Annotated in this window: 18 protein-coding genes and 1 other RNA gene; 10 read left to right on the top strand and 9 right to left on the bottom strand. The window is 72.4% G+C overall.

Annotated features, from left to right (window positions below):
* The first annotated feature begins 6 nt into the window (after window positions 1-6).
* Complete coding sequence (locus WME95_RS32640) at window positions 7-2022, top strand: zinc-ribbon domain-containing protein (protein WP_437903266.1); 2016 nt, start codon at window positions 7-9, stop codon at window positions 2020-2022.
* Window positions 2019-3284 carry a hypothetical protein gene (locus WME95_RS32635; RefSeq protein WP_437903265.1) on the top strand — a complete coding sequence of 422 codons (1266 nt, stop codon included), beginning with the start codon at window positions 2019-2021 and terminating at the stop codon, window positions 3282-3284. The genes WME95_RS32640 and WME95_RS32635 overlap by 4 nt, the downstream gene beginning before the upstream one ends.
* Before the next feature lie 49 nt (window positions 3285-3333).
* Here the strand turns inward: WME95_RS32635 and WME95_RS32630 are convergent, their stop codons facing one another.
* Complete coding sequence (locus WME95_RS32630; RefSeq protein ID WP_437903264.1) at window positions 3334-5577, bottom strand: alkaline phosphatase D family protein; 2244 nt, start codon at window positions 5575-5577, stop codon at window positions 3334-3336.
* A 220-nt stretch (window positions 5578-5797) separates the two neighbouring features.
* Here WME95_RS32630 and WME95_RS32625 point away from each other — a divergent pair, with 220 nt between their 5' ends.
* The 4 genes from WME95_RS32625 to WME95_RS32610 all read left to right on the top strand — a co-directional run bounded on the left by WME95_RS32625 (window position 5798) and on the right by WME95_RS32610 (window position 10150).
* Window positions 5798-7231, top strand: a complete 1434-nt coding sequence (locus tag WME95_RS32625; protein ID WP_437903263.1) for a DUF6986 family protein — start codon at window positions 5798-5800, stop codon at window positions 7229-7231.
* A gap of 56 nt (window positions 7232-7287) precedes the next feature.
* The gene (gene uraH, locus WME95_RS32620; RefSeq protein WP_437903261.1) at window positions 7288-7629 is read left to right on the top strand and encodes a hydroxyisourate hydrolase; all 342 of its coding nucleotides are present in this window, start codon (window positions 7288-7290) and stop codon (window positions 7627-7629) included.
* 241 nt (window positions 7630-7870) lie between these two features.
* Window positions 7871-9118: a formylglycine-generating enzyme family protein gene (locus WME95_RS32615; protein ID WP_437903259.1), complete on the top strand. Its 1248-nt coding sequence runs from the start codon at window positions 7871-7873 to the stop codon at window positions 9116-9118.
* Between the two features lie 594 nt (window positions 9119-9712).
* A complete protein-coding gene (locus WME95_RS32610) occupies window positions 9713-10150 on the top strand; it encodes a CHRD domain-containing protein (RefSeq protein ID WP_437542875.1) in 438 nt (145 codons plus the stop codon).
* Window positions 10151-10229: 79 nt separating this feature from the next.
* Here WME95_RS32610 and WME95_RS32605 read toward each other — a convergent pair whose 3' ends face one another.
* From WME95_RS32605 to WME95_RS32595, 3 genes are all read right to left on the bottom strand, one after another.
* Entirely contained in the window at window positions 10230-11783 is a 1554-nt protein-coding gene (locus WME95_RS32605; RefSeq protein ID WP_437903258.1) for an allantoicase, read from the bottom strand.
* On the bottom strand, window positions 11762-13117 hold the full coding sequence (allB, locus tag WME95_RS32600) for an allantoinase AllB (RefSeq protein ID WP_437903257.1): 1356 nt from the start codon (window positions 13115-13117) through the stop codon (window positions 11762-11764). Before allB ends, WME95_RS32605 begins: the two co-directional genes overlap by 22 nt.
* A 92-nt stretch (window positions 13118-13209) precedes the next feature.
* Window positions 13210-14091, bottom strand: a complete 882-nt coding sequence (locus WME95_RS32595) for an MBL fold metallo-hydrolase (protein ID WP_437903256.1) — start codon at window positions 14089-14091, stop codon at window positions 13210-13212.
* Window positions 14092-14435: 344 nt separating this feature from the next.
* Here WME95_RS32595 and WME95_RS32590 point away from each other — a divergent pair, with 344 nt between their 5' ends.
* Entirely contained in the window at window positions 14436-15260 is an 825-nt protein-coding gene (locus WME95_RS32590) for a DUF3025 domain-containing protein (protein WP_437903255.1), read from the top strand.
* A gap of 85 nt (window positions 15261-15345) precedes the next feature.
* Here the strand turns inward: WME95_RS32590 and WME95_RS32585 are convergent, their stop codons facing one another.
* Window positions 15346-16152: a class I SAM-dependent methyltransferase gene (locus tag WME95_RS32585; RefSeq protein ID WP_437903254.1), complete on the bottom strand. Its 807-nt coding sequence runs from the start codon at window positions 16150-16152 to the stop codon at window positions 15346-15348.
* Window positions 16153-16269: 117 nt separating this feature from the next.
* On the bottom strand, window positions 16270-20058 hold the full coding sequence (gene metH / locus WME95_RS32580) for a methionine synthase (protein WP_437903253.1): 3789 nt from the start codon (window positions 20056-20058) through the stop codon (window positions 16270-16272).
* Between the two features lie 435 nt (window positions 20059-20493).
* Here metH and erpA point away from each other — a divergent pair, with 435 nt between their 5' ends.
* Window positions 20494-20817, top strand: a complete 324-nt coding sequence (gene erpA / locus WME95_RS32575) for an iron-sulfur cluster insertion protein ErpA (RefSeq protein WP_437293785.1) — start codon at window positions 20494-20496, stop codon at window positions 20815-20817.
* Window positions 20818-21293: 476 nt separating this feature from the next.
* Window positions 21294-22145 (top strand): sigma-70 family RNA polymerase sigma factor, encoded by an 852-nt coding sequence (locus WME95_RS32570; protein ID WP_012238497.1) that lies wholly within the window; start codon window positions 21294-21296, stop codon window positions 22143-22145.
* Window positions 22146-22211: 66 nt separating this feature from the next.
* Here WME95_RS32570 and rnpB read toward each other — a convergent pair.
* Together rnpB and proC are read right to left on the bottom strand one after the other, a co-directional pair.
* Window positions 22212-22676, bottom strand: an RNA gene (gene rnpB / locus WME95_RS32565) — RNase P RNA component class A.
* 190 nt (window positions 22677-22866) lie between these two features.
* Window positions 22867-23724: a pyrroline-5-carboxylate reductase gene (gene proC / locus WME95_RS32560; RefSeq protein WP_437903252.1), complete on the bottom strand. Its 858-nt coding sequence runs from the start codon at window positions 23722-23724 to the stop codon at window positions 22867-22869.
* Between the two features lie 197 nt (window positions 23725-23921).
* Between proC and WME95_RS32555 the strand changes: the two genes are divergently transcribed.
* Window positions 23922-25469, top strand: coding sequence for a Do family serine endopeptidase (locus tag WME95_RS32555; RefSeq protein ID WP_437903251.1), 1548 nt, complete (start codon window positions 23922-23924; stop codon window positions 25467-25469).
* Between the two features lie 87 nt (window positions 25470-25556).
* Here WME95_RS32555 and WME95_RS32550 read toward each other — a convergent pair whose 3' ends face one another.
* Complete coding sequence (locus tag WME95_RS32550) at window positions 25557-26786, bottom strand: lysylphosphatidylglycerol synthase transmembrane domain-containing protein (protein ID WP_437542858.1); 1230 nt, start codon at window positions 26784-26786, stop codon at window positions 25557-25559.
* Between the last annotated feature and the right edge of the window lie 205 nt (window positions 26787-26991).

Here is a 26991-nt window from a genome sequence, read left to right as displayed (position 1 = left end):
GGCGCCATGCATTGCCCGCACTGCGGGAGACCCGTACCCGAGGGCTCGATCGCGTGCCCGCACTGCGGCGCCGCGCTCGCGCCGCCGGGCGGAGCGGCCGGCTACTACGGCATGAAGCCCGCGGCCCGCACCATGGTCGGCGTCACGCTCCCCGACCTGCTCCGACAGACGCCGTCCGCCCCCGCCGTGCCGGGCGGCGCGGGCCCCGGCCAGGCCGCGCTGCCGCCCATGGCCGGCGGGCCGGCCGCCGCCTCGCGCACGATCGTCGGCATGCCCGCCGCGATCTTCGGGGCGGCGCCAGCGCAAGCGCAGGCCGATCCGCGCCTGGCCGGGGGCACGCTCGTCGTCGGGACCCCGGCATCCGTGGCCCCAGGAGCGCGCCTCGACGCGCACGCAGCGCCGACCGCGCCGCTCCATGCAGCGCCGTCCGCGCCGCTCCATGCAGCGCCGGCCTCACCGCTCCACGCGGCGCCGGGCGAGCTGCGCCTTGACCACACCGTGCCGATCGGCCCGGGCCTCGGGGCGCCGCGCGCTCCGGTGCCGCTGCCCGCCGTGTCGCGGACGCTGGTCGGCGTCGCCCGGCCGGGCATCGCGCCGCTCGCGCCCGGCGCCCCGGCCGACCCCGAGCCCGATCCCGAGCTCGACGCGCGCTACCAGCCGGCCGGCGAGCTCGGCGCCACGATCGCGCCGGCGCGCTTCCGCGCCCCTCCGCTGCAGAACCCGGCGCTCATGCGCCCCCATCGCCTGAAGCAGCGGCTCCCGCCGCCGAAGGGCGAGAGGCGCCCGCGCACGTCGCGCCGGGCCGTCGCCGTCGTCGTCGCTGGCGGCGTGCTCGCGCTCGGCGCGGTCCTGTTCGCGCTCCTCTGGCCGAGCGCGCCCCCGGTGACCGCACGCGCCCGCGCCGACGCCGGCGGCCGCGAGGTCATCGAGCTCCGGTGCGACAGCTGTCCTGACGGCACCGCGGTCTCCATCGGCGAGGGGCGCGCGACCACCGCCGGCCGCGTCGCGCAGATCCCGCTCGCGAGCCCGCTCTCCGTCGGCGAAAACCGGATGAAGGTCGCCATCGACCGCCCCGGCAGCGGGCGCGACGAGACGGTCGGCGTCTCCATCCACGTCGCCTACCGGATCCGGCCGGACCTCGGCACGCTGCAAGGGGAGCGGCCCTCGATCCAGGTCGTTGTCGAGGCGAGCAAGGGCACGCAGGTGCTCCTCGACGGCAAGGAGGTCGCGCTCACGAGCGGCCGGGCCATCGAGTCGATCGACGTCACCGACGCGGTCACGGGGCCCTCGGACGAGACGAGGACGCTCACCCGGCAGGTACCGTACACCGTCACGCCGCCCGACGGCCCGCGCGAGCAGGGCATGGTGAGCGTCGCGGTCGGCATCGTCCCGCTCACCATCGAGTCGCCCGGCCCGAGCGTGGTCATCGACAAGGAGAGCTTCGTGCTCGCCGGGCGCACGGCCCGCGGCGCGCAGATCTTCGCCGGCGCGCACCCGATCGCGGTCCGCCCCGACGGCACCTTCGCGCACGTGATGAACGTCTCGTCCGTGGGCGCGACCCAGTTCGAGGTGCGCGCGAAGATGCAGGGGATGGCGCCGCGCATCGCGAAGCTCGCGGTGCGCCGCGTCGACCGCCTCGACACCGCCGCGAAGGAGTTCGCCGGCCGCGGCCCGATCGGGTACGCCGAGCTCGCCGCCGGCGGGAAGGACTCCATCGGCAAGCCGATCGCGCTGACCGGCGAGGCCCTCGAGGTGCGCCGGCAGGGATACGCGACGCTGATCCTGCTCTCGATCCCGCCCGCGTCCGGCTGCAAGGAGGGCGGCGCGGCCGCCGCGAGCGCGGGCGCCGCGCCGCGCTCTCCGGAGGCGTGCAAGGTCCGCCTCGTCCATGGCGCCGACAACCCCGCCCAGCGCGGGGACATCCTCACCGCCTACGGCAGCGTCGCGCCGCCGTTCGTCGCGCCGGGCGGCGCCGAGATCCCCGAGGTGCAGGTCGAGTTCACCGTGAAGGGCGGCCGATGAGCGCCGCGCGCACCACGTCGCCCAGCCCGCGAAGCCCGCGTCGCGCCCGGACGGCGGGCCTCGCCGCGGCCGCGCTCCTGCTCTCCGCTGCGGCGCCGCTCGCCTTCGCCGACGCCGTCGACACGAGCCGGCCGCACACGATCGTGGTCGGCGCGCCCCGCGGCTTCGCCCCGAGCGAGCGGCTCGACGCGCGCCGCACGGGCCGCTCCGCCGCGCGGCTGCCCTTCCCGGCGCGCGAGGCGTGGCGAAAGCAGCTCCGCGGCGGGATCGACGCTGCGCCGCTCGTGGACGCCGCGGGCGATCTCCTCCTCACGCTGACGGTCCCCGAGGTCGTCAAGCTTGGCGCGGACGGCCGGGAGCGCTGGCGCGTGCGCATCGGGGACAGCGCGCCGCTCGCGCCCGCCGTGCTCACGAGCGACGGCACCCTCGCGCTGATCACCTCGTCCGGCGTCGCCGTCGGGCTCACGCCTGCGGGGAGCGTGCGCTTCGCCGTCCCCCTCGGTCTCCGGGGGCGCGACGCCGACGTGACGCCCCTCGCGCTCGACGACGGCGGGCTCGTGGCGGCCCTGGGGCGCTCCCTTGTCGAGCTCGCCGCGGACGGGACCGTGCGCGCCCGCGCCGAGATCGCGGATCGCGCGACGGGCGCCTTGCTCGCGGGCCCTGAAGGCACGCTCGTGACCACCGAGTCGGGCGCGGTGCTGACCTGGCGTCCGCCCGGCGCGCCGAGGCGGCTCGGCTCTCTCGGCGGCGTGCCTCGCCGCGGCGCGGCCCTCGCCGACGCCCGCACGCTGCTCGCTGTCGTCGACGCCCGCCGCCTTGTCGCGCTGGATTTGCCGACAGGGACCGCCGGGGTCCGCGCCGGCGCCGCCTTCAGCGCGCTCGACGGGCCGCCCGCCATCGGCGCCGGGGGCCTGGCGGTGGTCCTGTCCACGACCGGCCTGCTCCTCGGGGTCAACGCGTCGGGCGATCTGGCGTTCCGGGTCGCGATCGACAGGCCTCCGGGGTCCCCACCCGCCGACGCCGGGCTCTCCGGCTTCTTCGGCCCGGTGGACGCGAAGCCGAGCCCGCCGGTGGTGATCGATCGCACCGGACGCGTCGGCTTCGTGCGCGCGGGCGGGCGCGCCGGCGTCGTCGAGGCGGACGGCAATGTCTCCATCGCGGCCGAGCGCGTCTGCTCCGCGCCGGTCGCCGTCATCCCTGCCGGCGAGGAGCGGATGGCGATCGCCTGCCGTGACGGCACCGTGGTGATGCTGGCGCGCTAGAGCGGGGCGGCAGCGCTGGCCGCCCAGCTCGGTCGATCGATCCTGCGTCCTAGCTTGCGGTGCGCGGGATCCACTGCGTCCAGGTGCCCTGGTCCTCCAAGTACAGCTCGGACTCGGCCGCCTTCGTCTTGTACCGCGCGATCGTGATCTGCTCGTCGAGCGCCGCCGCGCCGGTCTCGTCGTACAGGGGGGCGGCGAGCGCGTCTTCGGGGATCATGTGCATGCTCACGACGAACTCGTCGGCATTCGCCTCGACGATACAGAACCCGTTGCTCGTGGCGTTGCTGAAGGCGAGGTAGGGATTGGCCTTCTGCATGCTGTCGTCGATGTCGAAGTTCTCCGCCTCCGCGACGTCTTTTAGCGTCGGATGGCTCGCCAGCCGCTTCGTCAGCACCGAGCGGCACGTGGCCGACGAGATCGCGGCGCCGCCGAACTCCACGATCTTGGCCGTGGCGCCCTCCACGGCGGCCGTCCCTGCGAGGAAGGCGCCGAGATCGCCGGTGATCGACACCACGTTGCCCTCGACCGCGGCGAGCATCCCGATGAGCTCGTCCCGTTCCTTGCGGAAGCCGTCCCAGCCGTCGCAGCTCAGGTAGAAGTGCCGGGTGAGCTCCTCCTGCTCGGGCTCCGCGGGTTGCGTGGTGTGGGCGAGGACGAGCTGTGACAGAGGGTATTCGTTCCCCCATACCTTCCAGGTGCTCTGAGACTCCTCCATCGTCTTCTGGAACCAGGCTCTCTGCGCGTCTCCCATGACGACCCCGCGCGCCACGTCGGCCTCGACAGCGATCCTCGAGAACGGGTCGAAGGATTCCTTGACGACGAGGTAACGCGACCCGAATGCGCTGTAATAGTCCGTCTTTCCGAGATCGGCGTAGGCGAACCCGGCGTCCATGAAGCTCATCTCGATCGCGCTGATGATGGCCACCGGCGGGGCCTCGGGCCTCTGCTCGTTCAGCTTCGTGACGATCTCGTTGACGACCTTGGCGCTGACGGGGCGGAGCTCGCCTTCAGCGAAACCGAGGTTCGGGTCGAATCCGAACAGGGCCGCAGCATCATCCAGCGCCCCCTTGTAGTCAACCCAGCTGCCGCCGTTGATGTCCGGGATGTAGCGGCTCGTATAAGGCAGCAAGTCGGTCAAGCTCGCCCCGAGCTCCACCTGCTGAACGACGACCTTTCCCGGGAAGGCGTCCTCCGGGATCAGGTGATCCGCGCGGTAGGAGCGGAGATCCGTCATCACGAGGTGGACGTGCTTCCCGAACGGGAAGTCCCGGTAGATGGTGATATCGTCCGGGTACGCGACCGCTCCGTCGTAGCGGAACTCGTCGCCCTTCGGATCATTCGGGTATTCGGCCGGCATGTACTCGAACCAGGCCTGGTTCGCCGCCTTGCGCCGGTGCTCGTCCGTCTCCGGCTCCCGGCCGTCCAGATAGGCCGCCGTCGCGCCGTGGCTATCGTCGGAGAACTCGTGATCGGCCCAGACTGCGATCATGGGAAAGAGCTCGTGTACCCGCTGCAGCGCCCGGTCGGACCGGTACGTCTTGTAGAGCTCCCGGTAATTGCTGAGCGACTTGGCGGCGTGGTAGGCCGCGCCCTCCGCCGGCTGGAACGCGATGGCGCCGTCCACGTCGGAGAAGGAGATGCCGCGCTGCCCCGGGGGGGCCTGGAGGCTCGGGTTCCCGGTCGTCTCGTGGATGTAGCCCCCGAGGTGGACGACGAAGTCGAGCTCCTCTTTCGCCAGGGCCACATAAGCGTTGTAGTAGCGACCGATGTAGTCCTGGCCGGACACGAAGGCGAAGCGCACCGGCACGTCCGCGCCCTGCGCGGGCGCCGTCCGCGTCCGCCCGACGCGCGAGCTGACGCAGCCTTCTCCTGTCATGTAGTAGAAGCGGTAATAGTACGTGGTGCCGGGGCTCAGGCCGCTCACCTTGACCTTGACGCAGTGATCGAAGTCCGCCCGGGCGGTCACGCGGAGCTGCGTGCTGCCCGACCCCGCCGTGGCCACGTTGTCGGAGCTCGGTGTGAGCACCACGAGCTGCGTGAACCCCTCGTCGAGCGCGACCACGAGCGCCAGGTTGAGATCCGACTGCGGCTGCTTTCTATCGATGAGCCGGGTCCACAGCACGACGCTATCGGGCCGCGGATCGCCGGAGGCCACCGACTGCGGGAAGAACCCCTCATCCTCGTGCACGTCGCATGTGCCGATGGCGTCCCCATCATCGGAGCATGCCGTCGGCACGACCACCGAACCAGCGGTCACCAGCGTGGCGCGAAGAAAGTCTCGGCGTCTCATCATCGATTCAAGTCCTCCAACGACGGATACACCCCGAGCGCTGCGCGCGCAACGGCGGCGCCGGTGCCGCCGCCCTCGCCAGCGCCGCCGCGCGCGGCGCTCCTCGCGCTCGCTCGAGCGGCGCGGGTCGCATCATGGCGCCTCCTCGCGAGGAGCGCGAGCGCCACTTGACGTGCCGAGTCAGGCGGCATCTCGTGTACGCCCTACCCGCTGAAGGCACACCATGTTCCAGACGAGCCTCTCCTCCGAAGCGCTGCGCGGCGCGCTCTCGCGCCTCCGCAGCGGGCGTTCTGTCTTCGACCGCACGGGCGCGCGCCAGCCGGTCCACACCGTCTACGGCGGCGCCCACCTGTTCAAGGCCGACACGGCCCGGAAGCTCGGGGCGGTGGCCCTCCGCGCCGTCGAGGAGCACGCGCCCGACTTCGCCGCCTTCGCGCGGGCGATCGGCCTGCCGGGGGCCGAGGGGCTCCCGGAGGGGCGCGCCGACGCCCTCGCGCTCGCGGCCGCGATCGAGGCGGGCGGAGCCGCGGCCGAGCGCGCCTCCGGGGCTGCGCGGCTCGCGCACGCGGTGCACGCGCGCGTGCTCGACAAGCTCCGCAGCGAGCCCGTGGAGGACCTGCGCATCGATTTCGAGGACGGTTACGGCGTGCGCCCCGGGAACGAGGAGGATGCGCACGCCGCCGCCGCCGCGCGCGAGGTCGCCCTCGGCATGGCCGCGCGCAGCCTGCCGCCGTTCCTCGGGATCAGGATCAAGCCGCTCGGCGACGGGTGCGCCGAGCGGAGCCTGAGGACGCTCGACGTCTTCTTCTCGGCGCTCATCGCCGCGTCGGGCGGCGCGCTCCCGCCCGCCTTCGCGGTGACGCTGCCGAAGGTGGTCGCGCCCGAGCAGGTCGCCGCCCTGGCCGACGCCCTCGACGCGCTCGAGGGCGCGCTGCGGCTTCCGGCCGGCTCGATCCGGATCGAGCTGATGGTCGAGACGCCGGCGTCGATCATCGGCCCGCGCGGGGAGATCGCGCTGCCCGGGCTGGTCGAGGCGGCCCGCGGGCGATGCGTGGCGGCGCACTTCGGGGCCTATGACTACACGGCGAGCTGCGAGATCACGGCCGCCCATCAGCGCCTCGCCCACCCGGCGTGCGACTTCGCGCGGCACGTGATGCAGGTCGCGCTGGCCGGCTCGGGGCTCTGGCTGTCCGACGGCGCGAGCAACCTCCTGCCCGTCGGCCCGCACCGCGCGCGCCCCGGCGGCGCGCCGCTCACGCCGCAGCAGAGCGAGGAGAACCGTCGCGCGGTCGTGGGCGCGTGGCGGCTGAAGTACGGGCAGGTTCGCCGCGCGCTCGAGAGCGGCTACTACCAGGGCTGGGACCTCCACCCCGCGGAGCTGCCGGTCCGCTACGCCGCCACGTACGCGTTCTTCCTGGAGGGCGTCGACGCGGCCGCCGCGCGGCTGCGGAGCTTCGTCGAGCGGGCCGCCCAGGCGACCGTCGCCGGGACGGTGTTCGACGACGCCGCGACGGGGCAGGGGCTCCTGGGCTTCTTCCTGCGCGCGATCGGCGCGGGGGCGATGACGGAGGGCGAGGCGGCGGAGAGGACCGGCCTCACGCCGGACGAGCTCAGGGGCCGATCCTTTCAAGCCATCGTGGCGCGCCGGAGCGCGTGATAGGAGAGCACCGGAATGGCCCGGTTCGCGGAGGGCCCGAGCGGCGAGGAGGACCGATGAGCGCGATCACGACGCACGTGCTGGACACGTCACGGGGCTGCCCGGCGAGCGGCGTGCTGGTGGTGCTGGAGGTCGGCGACGACGGCGGCTACCGGGAGGTCGGACGGGGCACGACCGACGGCGACGGCCGGCAGAAGGGGCTGCTGCCGCCCGGCGAACGGCCCCTCCAGGGCCGCTACCGCCTCACCTTCCACACAGGCGCCTATTACGCGGCGCTCGGGTGCGAGAGCTTCTATCCCACGGTGTCGATCCTCTTCGAGATCCGGGACCCGACGCAGCACCATCACGTCCCGCTGCTGCTCAGCCCTCACGGCTACACCACGTACCGAGGCAGCTGAGCGCGCATCCGCCCGAGAGCGCCGTCCCGCGCGGCGAGCGCGACGCGTGCGCCTGCCGTCCGTGGTGCGCCCGGAGGCGCAGCGAGGTCGACGGTCGGGCGGGGTGAAGCAGGTGTCCCACATGATACGATGGCGGGTGCCCGTCGGTGGGCGACTGTGAAGGTGAACTGTGGGCGCTCTACGGATTCGTTCGGGTGAAGCTCGGGATCGCCGGCGCGGTGCTGGCTGGCTGGCCGTCGCGATGGCCGCGCTGGGGCCGGGCTGCGAGCAGAGGGTGCGGAGCTTCGTCGATGGCGACGGCGGCGCTGGCGCCGCCGGCGGCGGAGCAGGTGGTGGGTCGGGCACGGCGGTCGGTGGCGGCGGGGCTGGCAGCAGCGCGACGGGGGGCGGAGCGACCGGCGGCGGTGCGACCGGTGGCGGAGCGACCGGCGGTGGCGCTGCGGGTGGTGGGGCGACGGGTGGTGGGGCGACGGGTGGCGGCGAGGCCGGCGGCGCAGCGACTGGCGGCGGCGGTGACGCAGGCGGGGGCGGGGGGACCCCTGTCGAGTGCTCTCCCGACGAGGCGCGGTGCGCCGGCGATAGCATCGAAGTGTGCGGCAGCGACGGGCGGTGGGGTCTTGCCGGTTGCGCTGGGTGGTGCGGCGCGGGCCGGTGCATCCTGCCGCCGAGCTGCCGCCTGGGCGAGACCGGGGCGGGCGAGGCCTGCGGGCCGGATCGGAACCAGCCCTGCTGCGCGAGCCCGCGCGTTCCGGGTGGCCGGTACGAGCGGAGCGACGACGCGGCGTATCCGGCGGAGGTGAGCGACCTGCGCCTGGATCGCTACGAGGTCACCGTCGGACGGTTCCGCAAGTTCGTCGAGGCGTATCCCGCGAGCCGACCCGCGGCCGGCGCTGGAGCTCACCCGGCGATCGTGCGGAGCGGCTGGGACGCTGCGTGGGACTCCCGTCTGCCCGCGAGCCAGGCGGCGCTGAGGGATGACTTGAAGTGCAACCCGGGATTGCACTCGTGGACCGACGACGCGGGCGGGAACGAGCTCAAGCCGATCAGCTGCGTGAGCTGGTTCGTCGCGTTCGCCTTCTGCGCCTGGGACGGCGGGCGGCTCCCGACAGAGGCGGAGTGGGACTACGCGTCGGCTGGCGGGAGCGAGCAGCGGGCGTATCCGTGGGGCAACGCGCTTCCGAACTCGACCTACGCCGTGTTCGACATGACGGGCAGCGCCGTCGTCGGATCGAGATCGCCGAGGGGTGATGGCCGGTGGGGGCAGGCCGACCTCGCCGGGAATATGTGGGAGTGGACCCTGGACTTCGAGGGGACGTACCCCCAGCCGTGCCGTGATTGCGCGAACGTCGAGCGCGGCTCCGCGCGGGTGATCCGCGGCGGCAGCTGGTGGCAGCCTAGACCGCAGGATCTCTCCGCTCGCTTGCGGACAGGCTGGGACCCGACCGATGTGACGGACGCGCTCGGCGTGCGCTGCGCAAGGAAGCTGTAGCGCGCGCCGCCCTTCGTGGGGCCGGCGCGCGCCGGGGAACGGGCGAACGCGCGCCGTTCAGGGAGAGATGAGGTAGATGACCGAGAAGGCCACGAGGAGCGTCGTGAACGCGAGCGCGATGAGCTTGGGCATGGTCCAGTCGTCGTTGTCGGTCTTCGAGATCTCTGTGCTCATCGTGTGCCTCCGCCGTGCTCTTTGCGCGCCTCGCGCGCGTCCGTCTCCTGGCAGAAGGCGGACTCGTCGTCAACCCTGAGCCCCCGCCCGCGACGGACCGGGCGTGCTCATGCGGATGCCTCCACCGCTGCTCTGGCCGCGCCCGCGGCCTGTCCGCCCGTGTGGAGCACCGGCCGCCTTGCCACCTCGCGCAGGCGACGCCGATTCTCCGCGTCGTGTGCCGATCCGGGTCCGCTGTCCGCCTCTGTCTCTCTCCAGCGCGCCTCGGCGATCGGGGCGAATCGCCGTGTCCGTCGCGGCCTCCTCGCCGCCCCCGCGATCGACCGACGTGCGGGGCGGCTCGCGGCGCGCGGGCGGCGTCGCCTTTGCTCTTCGTGGCGCCCTCGAATCGCGCATCCCCGTGATGTGCAGGAGGGAGACATGCAACACCTCACGATGCTCGCGCTGGGCGCCGTCCTCCTCGCGACGGCGCTGGCGCGCGCGGCGTTGCCTGAGCGCCCGGTCCGCTCGCTCACGGCGGCGCTCACGGGGCAAGACGAAGTGCCCGGCCCCGGCGACCCGAAGGGGAGCGGCACGGCGCGCGTCACGCTCGATCTCGACCGCGGCGAGGTCTGCTTCGACCTCGCGGTGGCCGGCATCGCGCCGGCGACCGCGGCGCGCATCCACGAGGGCTCCGCCGGCCGCGCGGGACGCGGGATCATCACGCTGATGCCGCCGACCGGCGGCAGCTCCAGCGGCTGCGTGAGCGCGGCCCGCGACGATCTGAGCGCATTGCTCGGTGATCCAGAGAGGTACTACGTCGCCGTGCGCACCGCCGATTTCCCCGACGGCGCGCTGCGAGGCCAGCTCTCGCGCTGAGCGCCCACGCCCGGACACCCGACGTGCCGGCGCTCCCTCCGCCCGGCGCGCTCCCTCCTCGGGGGCCGCGCCCGGGGCTCTATCCGCCCCACAGGAGCTTGTTCAGCCGGATCGCCGTGATCTTCCGCTGCTCGTCCGCGGCGATGGGCAGCTCCTGCTCCGGCGTGTGCTCGATCCGCGCGCGCAGCGCCTCCAGCATCTCGTCCGCGCTCTTCCCGGTGGCGCAGACGATGTAGATGAACCCGAACTTCTCGTCATAGGCGCGGTTCAAGCGCGCGAGCGCCTCCCGCGTATCCACCGCCGCGGCGCTCATCCCCGCCTGTTCCTGGCTGGAGAAGCGCCTCGCCGTCGCGCTCGCCTCCGCGGCCTCCGCCTGCGGCCTGGTCTCCCCGATGCGGGGGTGCGCGCGGAACGCCTCGAGCCAGTCCTCCGGCGCGAGCCGCGCGAAGGCCTGCGCCGCCGCCGCGGAGAGGTGCTCCTCGTCGCGGAACGGCCGCGCCGCCGCCATCTGCGACGCCCACGCCGACGAGCCGCACGCCACGCGGAGCTCCGCCTCGGCCTCCGGCTCCGTGAGCGCGTTGAGCCAGCGGAGCCGCTGCTCGGCCGCCCCGCTCCGGGTCGCGTTGCCGAAGATGCGGAGCCGGCTCACGCCGCCGTCAGGATAGATGTTCAGGCGCACGTGCGTGAACGGCCCCGTCGCGCGGAGCTCTTCCTCGAAGAGATGACGCGTGTGCGCCTGGAGCTTCGTCCGCGGCACGATCTCCCGCCACTCGCCCGCGCCGGCGAGCTCCGCCGCGGAGCGCCCCGCCGCGTCGATCCCCTCGATCATGCAGCTGTCGGGGTAATTGCCCTTGAAGTGGTTCGTGTCGACCTCGATCCGCGCGATCTCGCCCTGAGCCGCGAGCGCCACGAGCGCCCAGTCGTACCCGGGCCCCCTCCGGCGCCGAGTCTCCCAGCCGTCTCCCATGTTCGCCGCCCGGCCGGGCATGATGAGGTTATGGCGCACCCCGAAGAACATGTCGCTGCACGAGAGCACGCGCCCGCCGTTCTCCGCGGCCGCGAGGTCGATCTCCGCGCCCGGGCGGCCCTGCCGGCGAACGTCGGGGAGAGCGTCGCCGTGCACCCGGAGCCGCGCCACGCCTCCATCCGGGTAGATGTTCAGGCGGAGGTGCGTGAACCGCGAAGAACTGCTCAGCTCGAACGCGTTCTGCGCGTCGCCGGCCAGCGGCGAGCGCGGCAGGATCTCGACCCAGTGCGTCCGTGGGTCGAGCAAGTCCTCGACCCGCGCGTCGGGCCGCGCCGCGCACGCCTCGATGGAGCAGTGCTCGGGGTAATTGCCCCGGAAGAACGCCGTATCGACGATGACCCCGCGGAGGATCCCTGGCAGCCCCAGCCGGACGAGGCACCAGTCGAAGCCGGGAGTCCGGCGCCTGCGCGTCTCCCAGCCATCCATCCACTTCCCGCGATCGGTGTACTCGTGCTCGAGGAACACCGCTTTCCCTGCCTTGAGCAGGTTCTCCTTCGGCGCGAAGAACTCGTCGTTCGCCGCGAGCACCGCGCCGCCCAGGCGCTCCGAGGCCAGATCGAGCGCCTCCGTGAACGCCGGCCCCGTCACCCCTCTCGCTTCAGCCATCGCCCTCTCGCCTCCGCGGGGAAGCTCCCGCGCTCATGGACCTTCTCGCCGCGAAGGTAGGTGGCCTCCACGACGCCGTGGAGCTCCTCTCCGGCGTACGGCGTCACCTTGTGCCGGTGCTGGAGGGTCGGCGGCTCGACCCGGAAGCTGGCGTCGGGATCCCAGAGCACAAGATCGGCGTCGAACCCGCGCGCGATCTCCCCCTTGCGCCGCAATCCGGCGAGCCTCGCGGGCCCGCGGCACAGCCAGTCCGCGAGCCGCTCGAGCGGGATGCCCCGGCGTCGGGCGTCGGTCCAGACGATCGACAGGCCGAGCTGCAGGCTCGAGATCCCGCCCCAGGCGGCGTCGAAGTCGCCGGCTTCGAGCCGCTTGAGCTCGGGGGTGCACGGGGAGTGATCGGAGACGACGAAATCGATGAGGCCTCCCGCGAGCGCGGCCCAGAGCTCCTCGCGGTTCTGCCGCTCCCGGATCGGCGGAGCGCACTTGAAGGGCGTCGCGCCGTCCGGGATCTCCTCGGCCGCGAAGTGCAGGTAGTGCGGCGTCGTCTCGGCCGACAGCGCGGCGCCGCCGTCGCGCGCCCGCCGCAGGATGTCGAGCGCCGTGGCCGACGAGAGGTGGACCACGTGCGCCGCCGCGCCCGTCGCCTGGCAGAGCGACGCGAGCAGGGCGATCGCCTGGTCCTCCGCCTCCCGAGGGCGCGAGCGCAGGTAGGCCGCGTACGTGCGCGGATCCAGGCCGGCGATCGCCGCGCGCGCCGCGTCGATGGGGCCGGGGAGCTCGGCGTGGACGAGCAGCGGCGCCCCCGTGCCCGCGAGCACCTCGAGCGCGGCCCTGAGGTCCGCCTCGGCGACGTGGCCGAACTCCGCCACGCCCGAGTCGACCATGAAGCACTTGAAGCCGAGCGCGCCGGCCTCGAGCAGCGGGACCAGCTCTCGCGCGTTGCCCGGGACGGCGCCGCCCCAGAAGCCCACGTCGACGAGGCACCGGCCCTCCGCCGCGCGCGCCTTCTTCTCGAGGTGCGCGACCGTGGTCGTCGGCGGGATGCTGTTGAGGGGCATGTCGACGAGCGACGTGACGCCGCCCGCGGCCGCGGCGCGCGTCGCCGTCTCGAAGCCTTCCCATTCGGTCCGCCCGGGCTCGTTGATATGCACGTGCGCATCGACCAGCCCGGGCATCACCACCGCGCCCCGAGCGTCCACGACGGGGCAGCCCTCCGGCAGCTCGTCGTAGCCGGCGACGGAGACGATGGTGCCGCCCTGGATGTGCACCGAGGCCGGCCGCACGGCGCCCCCGGTGACCACCCGCAACCCGCGAACGATGAGGTCCGGCGTCATCAGGGACGCGATCGTACCACGGCGCCCGGCGGACCGAGGCGGGCCGCTCGCCGAAGCGCGCGCACGTCAACGCGCATGGGCCCGTGCGCGTGTCACGCCATCTTCATGCGATCGATGAGCTCGGCGAGCTCGGCGTGCATGGCGTCCTCGGAGGGAGCGCGGTACCGGCGGTGGTGGCCGGGCAGGACCCACGTGAACCGGTGCTGGAGGAGGCGCTCCATCGAGCGGATCTGCTCCGCCCAGGAATACCAGCAGACGTCGCGCGACGCGTCGAGTCGCCCGAGCTCGCCGGAGAAGAAGAGATGGTCCCCGGTGAAGAGGTACCGGTCCCGGAAGAGGAGCGCGACGCTGCCCCGCGTGTGGCCCGGGACGGGGATCAACGTGAGATCGGGCGCGAGGGCCACGGGGTCGAGCCCCTTGATCTTCACCTCGGCGAGCGCTGTTCCGTCGTCGATGTCGTGCTCGTGGATCACGCGATCGCACCCGAAGTTGTCGCGGAAGATCCGGTGATCGGCGACGTCGTCGCGGTGGGTGAGCACCAGGGTCCGGACGCCGCCGAGCTCGCGGATGCGCTTCGTGAGCGGCCTGGCGGCGCGGGGCGAGTCGACGAGCACGTTGCCCTCGGGTCGCACGATGAGGTAGCTCGCCGCGCCAAAGGAGGACGACGAGGTATAGCCGCAATAATGGACATCCTCGTCGATCGGCTCGGGGAAGGCGGAGGTCGCGGCGGCCATCCCCGCCGCCGGTGCGGAGGTGCCGATGGAGGCGGTCGGACACGACACCAGCGCCATGGCCGCGCGGAAGTGCTCGTCCGGCGTCGCGGGCTGGCGAGCGACGATGCTCTGCTCGACGGCGGGCGCGCGCACGAACACCGAGGGGGCGAGCTGGCGGCATACGTCGCAGTCGATGCACGACCGGTCGACGAAGTAATCGCCGGGGGCGTTCTCTTGCAGGCGGTCCTCGAGGCGAGCCATCTCGTTATCTGAGGATGACACGCGGGCGGCGGGCGTGGGGGCAGATCCGCTGCGGCGACGTCCGTGGCGAACGGCCATCACTCCAGGCTTGGCGCGAGCTCTCGTTGCGTGATGGCTGCATGAGGGCGAGCATGGATATCCAGGGGAACTGGGTGAGTTGAGACAGGGAGTCTCGGGACACCGGCGCCCTGTTGTCCAGCTCCGTGCGCTCGGTCCAGGGCGGGCCTGCCGGGCGGCCGGCGGCCCGGGTCCCGGCGCGCGGCCGCCGCCGCGCGCTCGGCGCGTCCCGGCGCCGCCTTGCGCGCGGCTTGAGCTCTCGCCGCGCTGCTCTTACGCTGCGCCGCGTGAGCGCCGCCGGCCGAGCTGCGCCGCACCCGAGCGGCGCGCCAGGGAGCACCCCCGTTCCCTGGGAGCCGCTCTTCTACGAGAAGAGCCGGCTGTACTGGCCGATCCGCCCCCTGGCCGAGGCGTTCGCGGGGTGCGCCGGCTGGCCGCCTGTCGAGGACTACAACCGGGCGCTCGGCGAGGGGTTCCCCGTGCGCTTTGCGGAGCAAAAGCCGCGGCCTCGCCGGCGCGGGCGGCGCGGGCCCGTCGACCCCTCGGCGCTCTACGACGCGCGCATCCACGTCGAGGGCTGCGTGCCCACGCGCCCGAGCAACTGGCACGACTTCCTCAACATGCTGGTGTGGGCCGCCTTCCCGCGCGCGAAGGCGGAGCTCCACGCGCGCCAGCACCGGGCGATCGCCGCGCGCATCCATCCCGGCGCGGAGGCGCTCCCCCCGGCGCGCACGCGCGAGCTGGACGGGCTCGCGCTCCTCGACGAGGGCGGGCTCCTGCTGCTCTACAACAACGCGCGCGAGGCGCCCCTCCTCGGCGATGCCGAGGATCTGGAGCGCTGCGCCGGCGAGGTGCGGGACGCCGTGCAGCGGGGCGAGGCCGCGGCGCTCGTCTTCGGCCACGCGCTGTACGAGAGCCTCCTCCAGCGCGGTCCGATGGTCTACGCGATGGTGCAGCCCATCCCGTGCGGCGGACCGCTGCCCGCCGCGCCTGCCGCGCTCGTGGCGCTGGCCGACGCGCGCCTCGGCGACGTGCTGCGGTCGCCCGACAGCTTCGCGCGCCCGGAGCGCAGCCCGCGCCTCCCCCTGGACGAGCGCGTCCTGTGCCCGTGACGGCAAGTGACGGCAAGTGATGCCAAGTGACCGCCGCGGCCGGAGGACGGCGACCCCCTGAGCGTGCGTGGGGCTTGCCCCGCTCTCAGACGCGCCGTCGCGCCGCGAGCGCATAGACGAGCGGCAGTCGGCGCCCGAACTTCTTCATGCGGAGCTGCCCTGGCGGTCCTTCCACCATGTCCGGAAAGATATCGTAGGGGGACCAGTCGAGCTCGCGCAGGCGCTCCAGCGTGAGGTCCGCGTCGAGGAGCGCCGACACAACCGTCCCGATCCCGTGGTTGAAGCCGACCTCTTTCAGCGTCACGGGCGCGCTCCTGTCGGCGTACGTGCCTGTCTCCTCGGTGACGATCGGCTCCCCGTGACCATCGTAGGCATGGGCGATCTGCTCGAATGCATCGTCGAAGGTCCACACGAGGGGGTGGAACTCGACGAGGTGCAGGACGCCCCCGGGCTTCAGGCACGCCGCGGCCGCGCGCGCCCAGCGCGTCATGTCCGGGAGCCACCCGAGGACGCCGTACGAGGTGAAGACGATATCGAACGTCTCGCCGCCGAGGGCCTCGGGGGCGTCGTAGACGTTGGCCTCGACGAAGCGCGCGTCCACCGAGAGCTCCTGCGCCAGCGCTCGCGCCGCCGTGACGGCCTCGTCGGAGAGGTCCAGCCCGGTGACGCGGGCGCCCAGCCGCGCCCAGGAGAGCGTGTCCTGCCCGAAATGGCATTGCAGGTGGAGCAGCGACTTCCCACGCACATCGCCGACCTGCTCGAGCTCGATCGGCTTGAGAGAGCTCGCGCCGGCCCGGAACGAGCCCAGATCGTAGAATTTCGAGGCCAGGTGCACGCGGGTGCGCGCGTTCCAGGCGGCGCGGTTCAGCGCAAACCAGTCGGCTTCGGACATGGGGAGCTTGTTATCACAACGCTCGTCGCGCGGGCCGCGTCGGATCGCTGCCGCGCTCGGACGCCGCCCCTCTGCGGGAACGTGCGCCCCTGGGCTCATCGCCGCTTCTGCCCGTCGTCAAGCCGCCACGACGGCGCTCTCCCCCTCGACAGCCGCCTTTGGGTCATACCCCAGGTTCGGCGACAGCCACCGTTCCACTTCCTCGACCGTCATCCCCTTGCGCTTCGCGTAGTCCGCGACCTGATCCCTGCCGAGGCGCCCCACCATGAAGTACCGCGCCTTCGGGTGCGCCAGGTAGATGCCGCTGACGCTCGCCGCCGGCGTCATCGCGCAGCTCTCCGTCAGCTCGATGCCGACCGACGGCGCGTCGAGCAGCGCGAACAGCTTGCGCTTCTCGGTGTGATCCGGGCACGCCGGGTACCCGAACGCCGGCCGGATCCCCCGGTACTTCTCCTCGATGAGCTCCTGGCTCGTCAGCGCCTCTCCCGCGCCGTACCCCCAGTCCTTGCGCGCTCGCTCGTGGAGCAGCTCGGCGAACGCCTCCGCGAGCCGGTCCGCCAGCGCCTTCGCGATGATCGCGCTGTAGTCGTCCTTGTCCTTCTCGTACGCGCGCACGATCTCGTCGAGCCCGAGCCCCGCCGTCACCGCGAACGCGCCGACGTGATCGGCGAGCCCGCTCCCCCGCGGCGCCACGAAGTCGGCCAGCGACAGGTGCGGCCTTACCCCGCCCGCGGCCTTGTCGCCGCCGTCTCCGTCCTCCTCGGCGCCGCCCTGCCCCTTCACCTGCTGCTGGCGCAGCATGTTGAACCGGACGAGCTCCCGCTCCCTCGCCTCGTCCGCGTAGAGCACGATGTCCCGCTGCTCGCCGCTCGCCGGCCAGAAGCCATAGACGCCCCGCGCCGTGAGCAGGCGGCCCTCGACGATCCGCCGCAGCACCTTCTGCGCGTGATCGAACAGCTCGCGCGCCGCCTCGCCGTACTGCGGGTGCTCCAGGATCTGCGGGAACGGCCCCCTGAGCTCCCACGCGGTGAAGAAGAACGTCCAGTCGATGTACCTCGCGACCTCCTCGAGCGGCACCTCCACCGCGCGGCGCCCCGTGAACGACGGCCTCGCGATGTCCTCCGGCCGCCACGCGATCTCGAGCCGCCCCCCGTCCGCCGCGGCGAGCGTCACGAGCGGCTTCGCCCGCTTCCTCGCGAAGAGCTCGCGCAGCCGGGCCTGCTCCTCCCGGTTCTGCGCGTCGAAGGCCGGCCGGTTCGCCCGATCGAGCAGGCTCGACACCACGCCCACGGCCCGCGACGCGTCGAGCACGTGCACCACCGTCCCGCTGAACTCCGGCGCGATCTTCACCGCCGTGTGCTGCCGGCTCGTCGTCGCCCCGCCGATGAGCAGCGGCAGCCGGATCCCGCGCCGCTCCATCTCGCGCGCCACGCTGACCATCTCGTCGAGCGACGGCGTGATGAGGCCGCTCAGCCCGATCATGTCGGCCTCCTCGCGCAGCGCCGCCTCCAGGATCCTGTCCTGGTGCACCATCACCCCGAGGTCGATCACCTCGTAGTTGTTGCACCCGAGCACCACGCCCACGATGTTCTTGCCGATGTCGTGCACGTCGCCCTTCACGGTCGCCATCACGACCTTCCCCTGCGACGACGAGCCCCCGGCGGCCTTCTCGGCCTCCATGAACGGCAGCAGGTGCGCGACGGCGCGCTTCATCACGCGGGCGCTCTTCACCACCTGCGGCAGGAACATCTTCCCGGCGCCGAACAGCTCGCCGACGATCTTCATCCCGTCCATCAGCGGCCCCTCGATGATGGAGAGCGGCCTCTCGTACTTCCTCCGCGCCTCCTCCACGTCCGCCTCGATGAAGTCGACGAGCCCCCTCACGAGCGCGTGCGAGAGCCGCTCCTCGACCGGGCCGTCGCGCCAGGCGAGGTCGAGCTCCTTCTTCTTGCCCTTGCCCTTCACCTGCTCGGCGAGCTCGACGAGCCGCTCGGTCGCGTCCGGGCGCCGGTTGAAGAGGACGTCCTCCACCCGCTCGAGCAGATCCCTCGGGATGTCCTCGTAGACCGCGAGCTGCCCCGCGTTCACGATGCCCATGTCCATTCCGGCCCGGATCGCGTGGAACAGGAAGGCCGAGTGCATCGCCTCGCGGACGACGTTGTTCCCGCGGAATGAGAACGACAGGTTCGACACGCCGCCGCTCACGCGCGCCCCCGGGCAGGTCGCCTTGATGATCCGCGTCGCCTCGATGAAGCTCTTCGCGAAATCGCCGTGCTCCTCGATGCCGGTCGCGATCGCGAGGATGTTCGGGTCGAAGACGATGTCCTGCGGATCGAAGCCCGCCTCCTCGGTGAGCAGCCTGTACGCGCGCTGGCAGATCGCGACCTTGCGCTCGACCGTCTCGGCCTGGCCGATCTCGTCGAAGGCCATCACCACGACCCCCGCCCCGTAGCGCCGCACGGCGCGCGCCTTCTCGAGGAAGTCCTCCGGCCCCTCCTTGAGGCTTATCGAGTTGACGATCCCCTTACCCTGGATGCACTTGAGCCCCGCCTCGATGACCGACCACCTCGAGCTGTCGACCATGATCGGGATGCGGGCGATCTCGGGCTCGGTGGCGACGAGGTTCAGGAAGGTCGTCATCGCCTGCTCGGAGTCGAGCATGCCCTCGTCCATGTTCACGTCGAGGAGGTTCGCCCCGCCGCGCACCTGATCGAGCGCCACCTCCAGCGCGGTCGTGAAGTCGCCCTTCTTGATGAGCTCCATGAACCGGGCCGACCCGGTCACGTTCGTCCGCTCGCCGATCATTAGGAAGTTCGTGTCCGGCCGGATGACGAGCGTCTCCAGGCCGGCGAAGCGCCCGAAGCCGTCGCGCTCCGCGGGCACGGGCCGCGGCCGCAGCTCCGCCGTCGCCCGGGCGATCGCGCGGATGTGATCCGGCGTTGTCCCGCAGCAGCCGCCGACGATGTTCACGAGCCCGCTCTCCGCGAACTCCGCGAGCAGCCGTGACGTCGTCTCCGGGAGCTCGTCGTACTCGCCGAACGCGTTGGGGAGGCCCGCGTTCGGGTAGCAGCTCACCCGCGCCCGGGCGAGCTTCGCGAGATCCACGAGGTACGGCCGCATGTCGCTCGCGCCGAGGGCGCAGTTGAGGCCGACGCTGAGCGGGCTCGCGTGCTCCACGCTCGTCCAGAAGGCGTCGATCGTCTGGCCGGAGAGCGTCCTGCCGCTCCTGTCGGTGATCGTCACGCTGAGCAGGATCGGCAGGCGCCGCCCCTTCTCCGCGAAGACCTCTTCCATCGCGACGAGGCACGCCTTCATGTTCAGCGTGTCGAGGAACGTCTCGGCGAGGATCACGTCGACCCCACCGTCGACGAGCCCGCGCACCTGCTCCGCGAACGCCCGCCGCAGCTCGTCGAAGCCGACGGCGCGGAACGACGGGTCGCTCACGCTCGGCGAGATCGACAGCGTCTTCGGCGTCGGCCCCATCGCGCCCGCGACGAAGCGCGGCTTGCCGGGCGTGCGCGCCGTCCACGCGTCGGCCGCCTTCCTGGCGATCTGGGCCGCGGTCAGGTTGATCTCGTAGGCGAGCGACTCGAGCCGGTAGTCGGCCTGGGCGATCGAGGTGCCCGTGAAGGTGTTCGTCTCGATGATGTCGGCGCCGGCGTCGAGGTACGCTCCGTGGATCTCGGAGATGACGTCCGGCCGCGTCAGCACGAGGAGATCGCTGTTGCCCTTGAGCTCGATCGCATGATCGCGGAAGCGCTCGCCGCGGTAGTCGGCCTCGCCCAGGCGGTAGCGCTGGATCATCGTGCCCATCGCGCCGTCGAGGCACAGGATCCGGTGTTCGAGGATCTCCTCGAGGCGCGTGGGGCGTTCGCTTCCGTCGGTGGTGGCGCTGAGATCGAGCAAGTTGTATCTCCTAATCCGGATTGACGGATTGATCCTTGTCGGTCCTAGCAGCCGGCGTCAAGCGTCGGCTGCGCGCGGCGATGGCGGCCGTCCTGGCCGCGGACTCATCTGTGAACAATGCGACGTTCCGACGCTGCCGGATGAGCGACCGGGCGATCGCGTCTGGGCGCAGGGGTGGGCGCACGGGCGGGGCGCACCGCGCGCAGGTGGTCATCCCTGGACGAACGGTCGGCCAGGGCGCCGCCTGACGCCGCTCCGGCTGAGGCACTGGCGGACATCGCTGAAGGTGCGTATCTTTGGCGAGCCCTGAGCACCCCACCCCAGGGCACGGCCGGCCGGGCTCACCGCACGGTTCGCCTTCCGGCGGGGCGAGCGCCCCGTCAGAGACAGGACCTGCCGTCCCCCGCCGACAAAGCACGCAGAGGAGATTCCAGGATGATCACGATCACGCAGAAGGCAGCCGAGAAGGTGATGGAGATCGCGACAGCGGAGGAGCTGCTGGGGCAGGGGTTGCGCCTGCGCGTCGTGGGCGGCGGGTGCGCCGGCTTCTCGTACGACCTGTACTTCGAGGACAAGCCGACGGAGTTCGACGAGGAGTTCGAGGACAGGGGCATCAAGCTCTTCATCGACCCGCTCAGCTTCCAGTACCTGGACGGCACGGAGATTGATTACGTGGAAGGCCTCCACGGTTCGGGCTTCAAGTTCAGCAACCCGTCGGTGAAGAGCACCTGCGGCTGCGGCTCCTCGTTCTCCGTCTGAGTCCGTTCGTTTCCGTTCGTTTCCGTTCGTCTCCGTCAGATTCCGTCTGATCGGGCGCCCGCTCTCTTCGCGGGTGCCGCTTCCGTCCTCGCTCGCGCCGCCCGTCTCCCGGGCGGCCTACGCGAGATGCACACGGGCCGCGTGAGCGCGTCTGCCCGGAGCATCGCGGCCCTCCTGGCTCTCTAGCGCCTTCGGTTTGGCTCGTGCCTCGCACGGGCGCGCCCGAGCCGCGTGCGCCAGCGCTTCGCAGCCATGGTGTACAAGCTGCCCGCCCGGGGCGGCATGCCAGCTGCATCGCAGCCTGGGTGGGCTGCTCTCTTCGGAATCTCGAACCAACCACGTCGGCGGCAAGTGCCGGCGAAGCGATCAACGCGATCGAGGCCCGGCCCCGGCCGACCTCGACAGCAGGAGACGGGGTCCGGCGTCGGCCGGCCTCAACAACCGAACCGGGGTCTTCGGACCTCGAAGGAAACCCTGTGCAAACGTCCCGAGATCAGGCCAGCGCGGTTTCGCGCTACATCACGCATGTTCGGCAGATCCCGGAGCTGTCGCGCGAGGAAGAAGTCGAGCTCGCTCGACGGTGGCGGGACCACGGCGACGAGCAGGCCGCAGCCGCGCTCGCGCTCGCAAACCTGAGGCATGTTGTCTCGATAGCGATCAGCTACCGGCGATACGGGATCCCGCTCGCCGACCTCATCGCGGAGGGGAACTTCGGGATCGTCCACGCGATCCGCAAGTACGACCCGGACCGCGGAAACCGCTTCGTGACCTACGCGGCCTACTGGATCCGGGCGTACATCCTGAACCACGTCATCCACTCCTGGAGCCTGGTCGGCGTGGGCTCGGGCCCGCTCCGCTCGAAGATGTTCTTCCGGTTGCGGCGGGAGCGGGCGCGCATCGCGGGCCTCGTGGGCGAGGGGGAGGAGGGGGATCGGCTGCTGGCCGAGAAGTTCGGCGCGCCCGCGGAGAAGGTGCTGGAGATGGCTCACCGGCTGGAGGCCCGGGACGTCTCGCTCGACACGAAGGTGTTCGAGGACGGCGCCCGGTCGCTGGTCGACACGCTGCCCGCGGACGATCAGGACCAGGAGGAGCGCTTCTCGCGCGCGGAGGAGGGGGCCCTGCTCCGGGAGCGGCTGACGCAGGCGGTGGAGAACCTCGACCCGCGCGAGCGGTACATCGTCGAGACGCGGATGATGGCGGATCCCGAGGAGGAGCTGTCGCTCGCCGAGATCGGGCGTCGCCTGGGCGTGTCGCGCGAGCGGGCTCGGCAGCTCGAGGCGCGCGCCAAGAAGAAGCTGCGCGACCGCCTCCAGCCGCTGGCGGCGTAGCGACTTGCCACAGGTGAGCGGCGGGCGAGCACAAAAGCACGAAGCCCCGCCGGGGCGGAGCTTCGTGGTCGCAGGAGACGTAAGCCGAGTTCTGTTGCGCGGGGAGTCGCCCCCCTCGCGCCGACGATCATTCCTCTAGGACGCGCGTCGCCGCGCGCCTCAAGCAGCCAACCCGGAGGCCTGGGGCGGGCAACCCTTGCCGCGGCGGCTGTCGCCGTCGCGGACGCCTCCCTACGCGGCCTTGCTCCAGGTGGGGTTTGCCGTGCCGCCCTTGTTGCCAAGGGCGCGGTGGGCTCTTACCCCGCCGTTTCACCCTTGCCGCGCGGCGAGCCCGCGGAGGCTCGGAGCCCAGCCCATCCGGGCTGGAGGCTCGTTGCCCTCGCGGAGCGCGCGGCGCGGCGGTCTGTTCTCTGTTGCACTTTCCTCGAGATCGCTCTCACCGGGCGTTACCCGGCACCCTGCCCTGCGGAGCTCGGACTTTCCTCCCGCGGCCGGGTTTCCCCGTCCGCCGGCGATCGCCTGTCCCGCTGCGACGCGGCGAACATAGTCAAGAGCCGGCCGAACGCCAACACTGAGGTCGGAGAACGGGCGGCGCGACTCCATGCCATGGAGCGTCGTGCCCTGTACTTTCAAGGCCAAGCTCCGGCGGTGACACTGCGCGTGGCGCGCTGCTCCCCTGCTCGTGGTCAGCATTCGGGGACAGGCCCGCTCCTCGTCAGGCTCAGGTGCGGCGGAGCTTCTGCGCCATCTGGGCGCCCAGCTCGGCCGAGCGGTTGGACGCCACCTCCACCGCGTCGATCAAGGTGCGGCGGAGGCCGCCTGCCTCCAGCGTGTGGAGCCCCGCGATGGCCGTGCCGCCGGGGCTCGTCACCATGTCCTTCAGGCGGCCGGGGTGCTCGCCGGTCTCGAGCTGGAGCTTGGCGGCGCCGTACACCGTCTGCGCCGCGAGCAGCAGCGCCGCGTCCCGGCCGAGGCCGACCTTCACGCCGCCGTCCGCGAGCGCCTCGATCATCAGCATGACGTAGGCGGGGCCGCTGCCCGACAGGCCGGTCACCGCGTCGAGCAGCGACTCGTCGAGCACGACGACGCGGCCGACCGCCTGGAACAGGGTCCGCGCGATCTCGACGTCCTCGCTCGTGGCGTGGCTGCCGGCGGCGATCGCCGTGGCGCCGGCGAGCGCGATCGCCGCGGTGTTCGGCATGCTGCGGATGACGCGCGCTCCCTCGGGCAGGCGCGCCTCGATGGCGTCGATCGGCACGCCGGCCGCCACCGAGATCACGACGTCCGAGCGGCCGAGCCCCGACGAGATGGGGGCGAGGATGCGATCGACGATCTGCGGCTTGACCGCGATGACGAGGACGTCGGCCCACTGGCAGAGCGCCTCGTTGTCCTCGGTGGTCTCGATGCCGTAGCGCCCGCGGAGAAAGGAGAGCCGCTCGCTCTTGAGATCGCTCGCGCGGATCTGCTCCGCGCCCACGGCGCCCCCCTGGACGAGGCCGCGGATGAGCGCCTCCGCCATGTTTCCGCCGCCAAGAAACCCGATCTTGCGCCCTCGCAGCAGGCCCTCATCGCTCGCCATCGCTCGCCTCCAGGAGCGCGCACCCTAGCAGCCTTGCCGAGCGCGCGGCTCAAATCTCGACGAACACCGCCGCGCGGCTGCGTGCGGCGCGTGCCGCGCGTGCCGCCATGGACGGGCAGGCAGGCGCGGCGCCCGCTCGCACGGGCCGAGGAGAGCGCGCTTGTCAGCCGAGGCTGCGGCGTTCTTGGTGCGGCGGAATGAACGCAGTCGGTCCCATGTTCGTCGATCGCAGGACCCTTCGACTGCTCGACGGAGATTTCATGATTCAAGCGGTTTCCTATCGCCCTCGCGCTTCGGCCCTCGCGCTGCTCACGGCGGCGGCGCTGGCCATCGGCGGTTGCGGTCAACAGGCCCACGCCACGCCTCCTTCCACCCAGGCCGCCGCCTCGCCGCAGGCCGCGGCGCCGCCGGTCGCGACCGTGACGCTCCCGCCGGCGACGGCGCCGGTGCCGGCCACCTTCGATGTCGCCGCCCTGTCAGACCGGGTGAAGCCGATGGTCGTCAACATCACGACGACACATGAGGTCAAGGGGCCCGAGGGGCTCGACCCCTTCCAGTACTTCTTCGGTCCGCAAGGCGGCGGACGGCTCAACCCGCGGGGCCAGCAGCCGACGCAGACGGCGCTCGGGACCGGCTTCATCATCGACCCGAGCGGCTACGTCGTGACGAACGAGCACGTCATCCACGACGCCTCCGGCGTCCGCGTGCGGCTCGCCGACGAGCGGGAGTTCGAGGCCGAGGTCGTCGGCCGCGATCCCAAGCTCGATCTCGCGCTCCTCCGCCTGAAGGGCGCGAGCGGCCTGCCTGTGGCGCCGCTCGGGGCGAGCGAGCAGCTGCGGGTCGGCGAGCACGTGCTCGCGGTCGGCAACCCCTTCGGGCTCGGCCACACGGTCACGCTCGGCATCGTCAGCGCGAAGGCGCGCGCGATCGGCGCGGGGCCGTACGACGACTTCATCCAGACCGACGCGTCGATCAACCCGGGCAACAGCGGCGGCCCGCTGTTCAACTGGCGGGGCGAGGTCGTGGGCATCAACACCGCGATCCGGGCGGGCGCGAACGGGATCGGCTTCGCGATCCCGATCGACGCGCTGAAGGACGTGCTCCCGCAGCTCCGCGAGAAGGGCTTCGTCGAGCGCGGCAAGCTCGGCCTCCTGTTCCAGCCCGTCACGCGCGATCTCGCCGCGGCGCTCCAGCTCGACGGGCCTCGGGGCGCGCTCGTCGCCGAGGTCGAGCCGGGCGGCGCGGCCGCGCGCGCCGGCATCAAGCCGGGCGACGTGATCGTGAACGTGAACGGCGTCCCCATCCACCACGCCGAGGAGCTGCGGCGCAACGTGGCGCGCAACGCGCCCGGCTCGGAGATCGCGGTGACGCTGGTGCGCGCCCAGAAGCAGCAGCAGGTCGTGGCCAAGCTGGACGCGCTCCAGGACGAGGAGGGCGACGCGGCGGGCCGCGCGCGGCCGAGCCAGGGCGCCCGGCCCGAGCGCCAGCTGAGCGCCGAGAAGCTCGGCATCCAGGTCTCCGAGGCCCCGGGCGGCGGTGTGCGGGTCGACGGGTTCGCCTCGGGCAGCAAGGTCCAGGAGGTCGAGGTGGGCGACGTGATCCTCGAGGTGAACGGCGCCCCGGTGAAGGATGTCGCCGGCCTCCGGGCGGCCATCGCCAAGCTCAAGGACGGGTCCGTCGCCCTCCTCAAGGTGCGGCGCGGGAAGCTCGTCCAGTTCGCGGCCGTGCCGATCTCCGCGCGCTGATCCTGCGCCGGGCGCGGCTGGCGCGAGCCGGCCTGCGCCCGCCGCGCCGACCGCGTCACCCCGTTCCCGCGTCACCCCGTTCCCTCGTCACCCCACGCCTTGCTGCCGGTCGGTGGTGTCCTCTCCACCCAGCGGCGCCTTCGCGGCGCGCGCCGCCTCCGCGAGCGCGCGCTTCTCCGCCTCCGTCTGCTTCACGCGCTCCTCGAGCACGTCGGCGCCGAGGTAGCGGAAGACGTAGACCCCCCCGACGAACATGCAGAGGAACAGGGTGAGCACCCGCCAGAGGACAACGTACGGCACCACGAACGCGCCGTGGACCCAGGGCGACATGAGCGCGTTCGAGCCGAGCTCGGCGACGCCGCTCGCGCCGGGCGTGGGGGTCATGTAGAGCGCGAAGTTGAGCAGCGTCTGGATCAGGACGACCTGCACGATCGGCGGGCCTACCGAGACGAACGTCGAGGGCGAGGTCGGAATGCCGAGCCCGAGCAGGATGAAGTAGGCGACGGCGAACCGCGAGCAGAAGAAGCCGAACGTGAGCAGCAGCGCGGCGGCATAGGCGCGCTTGCCGCGGCGCATGTAGATGCGGAAGCCGTGGTGGAACTCGTCCACGCCCAGCAGCAGGCGCGCGGTCGTGGCGCCGGGGGCGGCGAGCGCGGCCTCGGCGCGGGCCCGCAGCCGGGGCACGCGCCGGGCGCCCAGCAGGATGGCGCGCAGGAGCTTCCCGAGCGGCACCGAAAGCGCGCGGACGATCCCCTTGAGGAGGGGCGGGTACGCCGCCGCGGCGATGAGCGCGACGAGGGCCGAGCCGAACATCGCGACGGTGAAGAGGAGCAGCCACTCGATCTGCGGGCCCGCCGGCACGACCAGCATCCCGCCCTGCTGCAGCACGAAGATGACCACGGCAGACAGGAGGAAGAAGGTGATCGTGCACGAGGCGGTGAGCAGCTCCGCCGTGGCCACGTCGACGAGCCGCATGCCGCCGTGCACGAGCACGGCGGCCTGCGACGGCGCCGCGCCGGCCTGTCCGGGGGTCACCCCGGCGCAGAACATCAGCACGAACTCCGAGGTCACCGCGGTACGGACGCGGAGCTCGGGCCAGAGGACGCGCCCGAGGGTCCAGATCCTGAGGCCTCCGAACACGCCCTCTTGCAGCGCCAGCACGGCGCCGACGAGCAGCCAGCCCGGGCGCACGTGCGCGAACGCGGCGGCGAGGCTCGCCTGCTTGTCGTGGATCTCGCTGTAGAGGACGTAAGCGAACGACGCGAGCGTGAGCGTGACGATGACCTGGATGCCTCGGATCAGGGTGGCGCGGTTCATACAGGGGCACGCAGCCGGGGTGATCGCATGCGCACGCCCCTATACCCTGTCGCCGGCGCTCGCGACCGTCATGCCGGCGCTCCTCCCAGATCGACACCCCTCCCCGTGGCGGCCCCGACCACACGGCGCACGCGCGGTGGGTGCGAAGGCCGGTTCGCGCAGACGCTCCTCGCTCGGCGCGCTCCCTGGGCTCGCCCAGCGGGCC

It is taken from the genome of Sorangium sp. So ce327, from assembly GCF_051530205.1.
Lineage (GTDB): Bacteria > Myxococcota_A > Polyangia > Polyangiales > Polyangiaceae > Sorangium > Sorangium cellulosum_B.
The sequence above is the reverse complement of the archived record's forward strand: the minus strand, read 5'-3'. Positions and strand labels throughout refer to the sequence as shown.

What these genes read in the sequence shown, in the direction of transcription:
- WME95_RS32640 (WP_437903266.1), top strand. Translation starts at nt 7, where the DNA reads ATGCATTGCCCGCACTGCGGGAGACCCGTACCCGAGGGCTCGATCGCG.
- WME95_RS32635 (WP_437903265.1), top strand. Translation starts at nt 2,019, where the DNA reads ATGAGCGCCGCGCGCACCACGTCGCCCAGCCCGCGAAGCCCGCGTCGC.
- WME95_RS32630 (WP_437903264.1), bottom strand. Translation starts at nt 5,577, where the DNA reads ATGATGAGACGCCGAGACTTTCTTCGCGCCACGCTGGTGACCGCTGGT.
- WME95_RS32625 (WP_437903263.1), top strand. Translation starts at nt 5,798, where the DNA reads ATGTTCCAGACGAGCCTCTCCTCCGAAGCGCTGCGCGGCGCGCTCTCG.
- uraH (WP_437903261.1), top strand. Translation starts at nt 7,288, where the DNA reads ATGAGCGCGATCACGACGCACGTGCTGGACACGTCACGGGGCTGCCCG.
- WME95_RS32615 (WP_437903259.1), top strand. Translation starts at nt 7,871, where the DNA reads ATGGCCGCGCTGGGGCCGGGCTGCGAGCAGAGGGTGCGGAGCTTCGTC.
- WME95_RS32610 (WP_437542875.1), top strand. Translation starts at nt 9,713, where the DNA reads ATGCAACACCTCACGATGCTCGCGCTGGGCGCCGTCCTCCTCGCGACG.
- WME95_RS32605 (WP_437903258.1), bottom strand. Translation starts at nt 11,783, where the DNA reads ATGGCTGAAGCGAGAGGGGTGACGGGGCCGGCGTTCACGGAGGCGCTC.
- allB (WP_437903257.1), bottom strand. Translation starts at nt 13,117, where the DNA reads ATGACGCCGGACCTCATCGTTCGCGGGTTGCGGGTGGTCACCGGGGGC.
- WME95_RS32595 (WP_437903256.1), bottom strand. Translation starts at nt 14,091, where the DNA reads ATGGCTCGCCTCGAGGACCGCCTGCAAGAGAACGCCCCCGGCGATTAC.
- WME95_RS32585 (WP_437903254.1), bottom strand. Translation starts at nt 16,152, where the DNA reads ATGTCCGAAGCCGACTGGTTTGCGCTGAACCGCGCCGCCTGGAACGCG.
- erpA (WP_437293785.1), top strand. Translation starts at nt 20,494, where the DNA reads ATGATCACGATCACGCAGAAGGCAGCCGAGAAGGTGATGGAGATCGCG.
- proC (WP_437903252.1), bottom strand. Translation starts at nt 23,724, where the DNA reads ATGGCGAGCGATGAGGGCCTGCTGCGAGGGCGCAAGATCGGGTTTCTT.
- WME95_RS32555 (WP_437903251.1), top strand. Translation starts at nt 23,922, where the DNA reads ATGAACGCAGTCGGTCCCATGTTCGTCGATCGCAGGACCCTTCGACTG.
- WME95_RS32550 (WP_437542858.1), bottom strand. Translation starts at nt 26,786, where the DNA reads ATGAACCGCGCCACCCTGATCCGAGGCATCCAGGTCATCGTCACGCTC.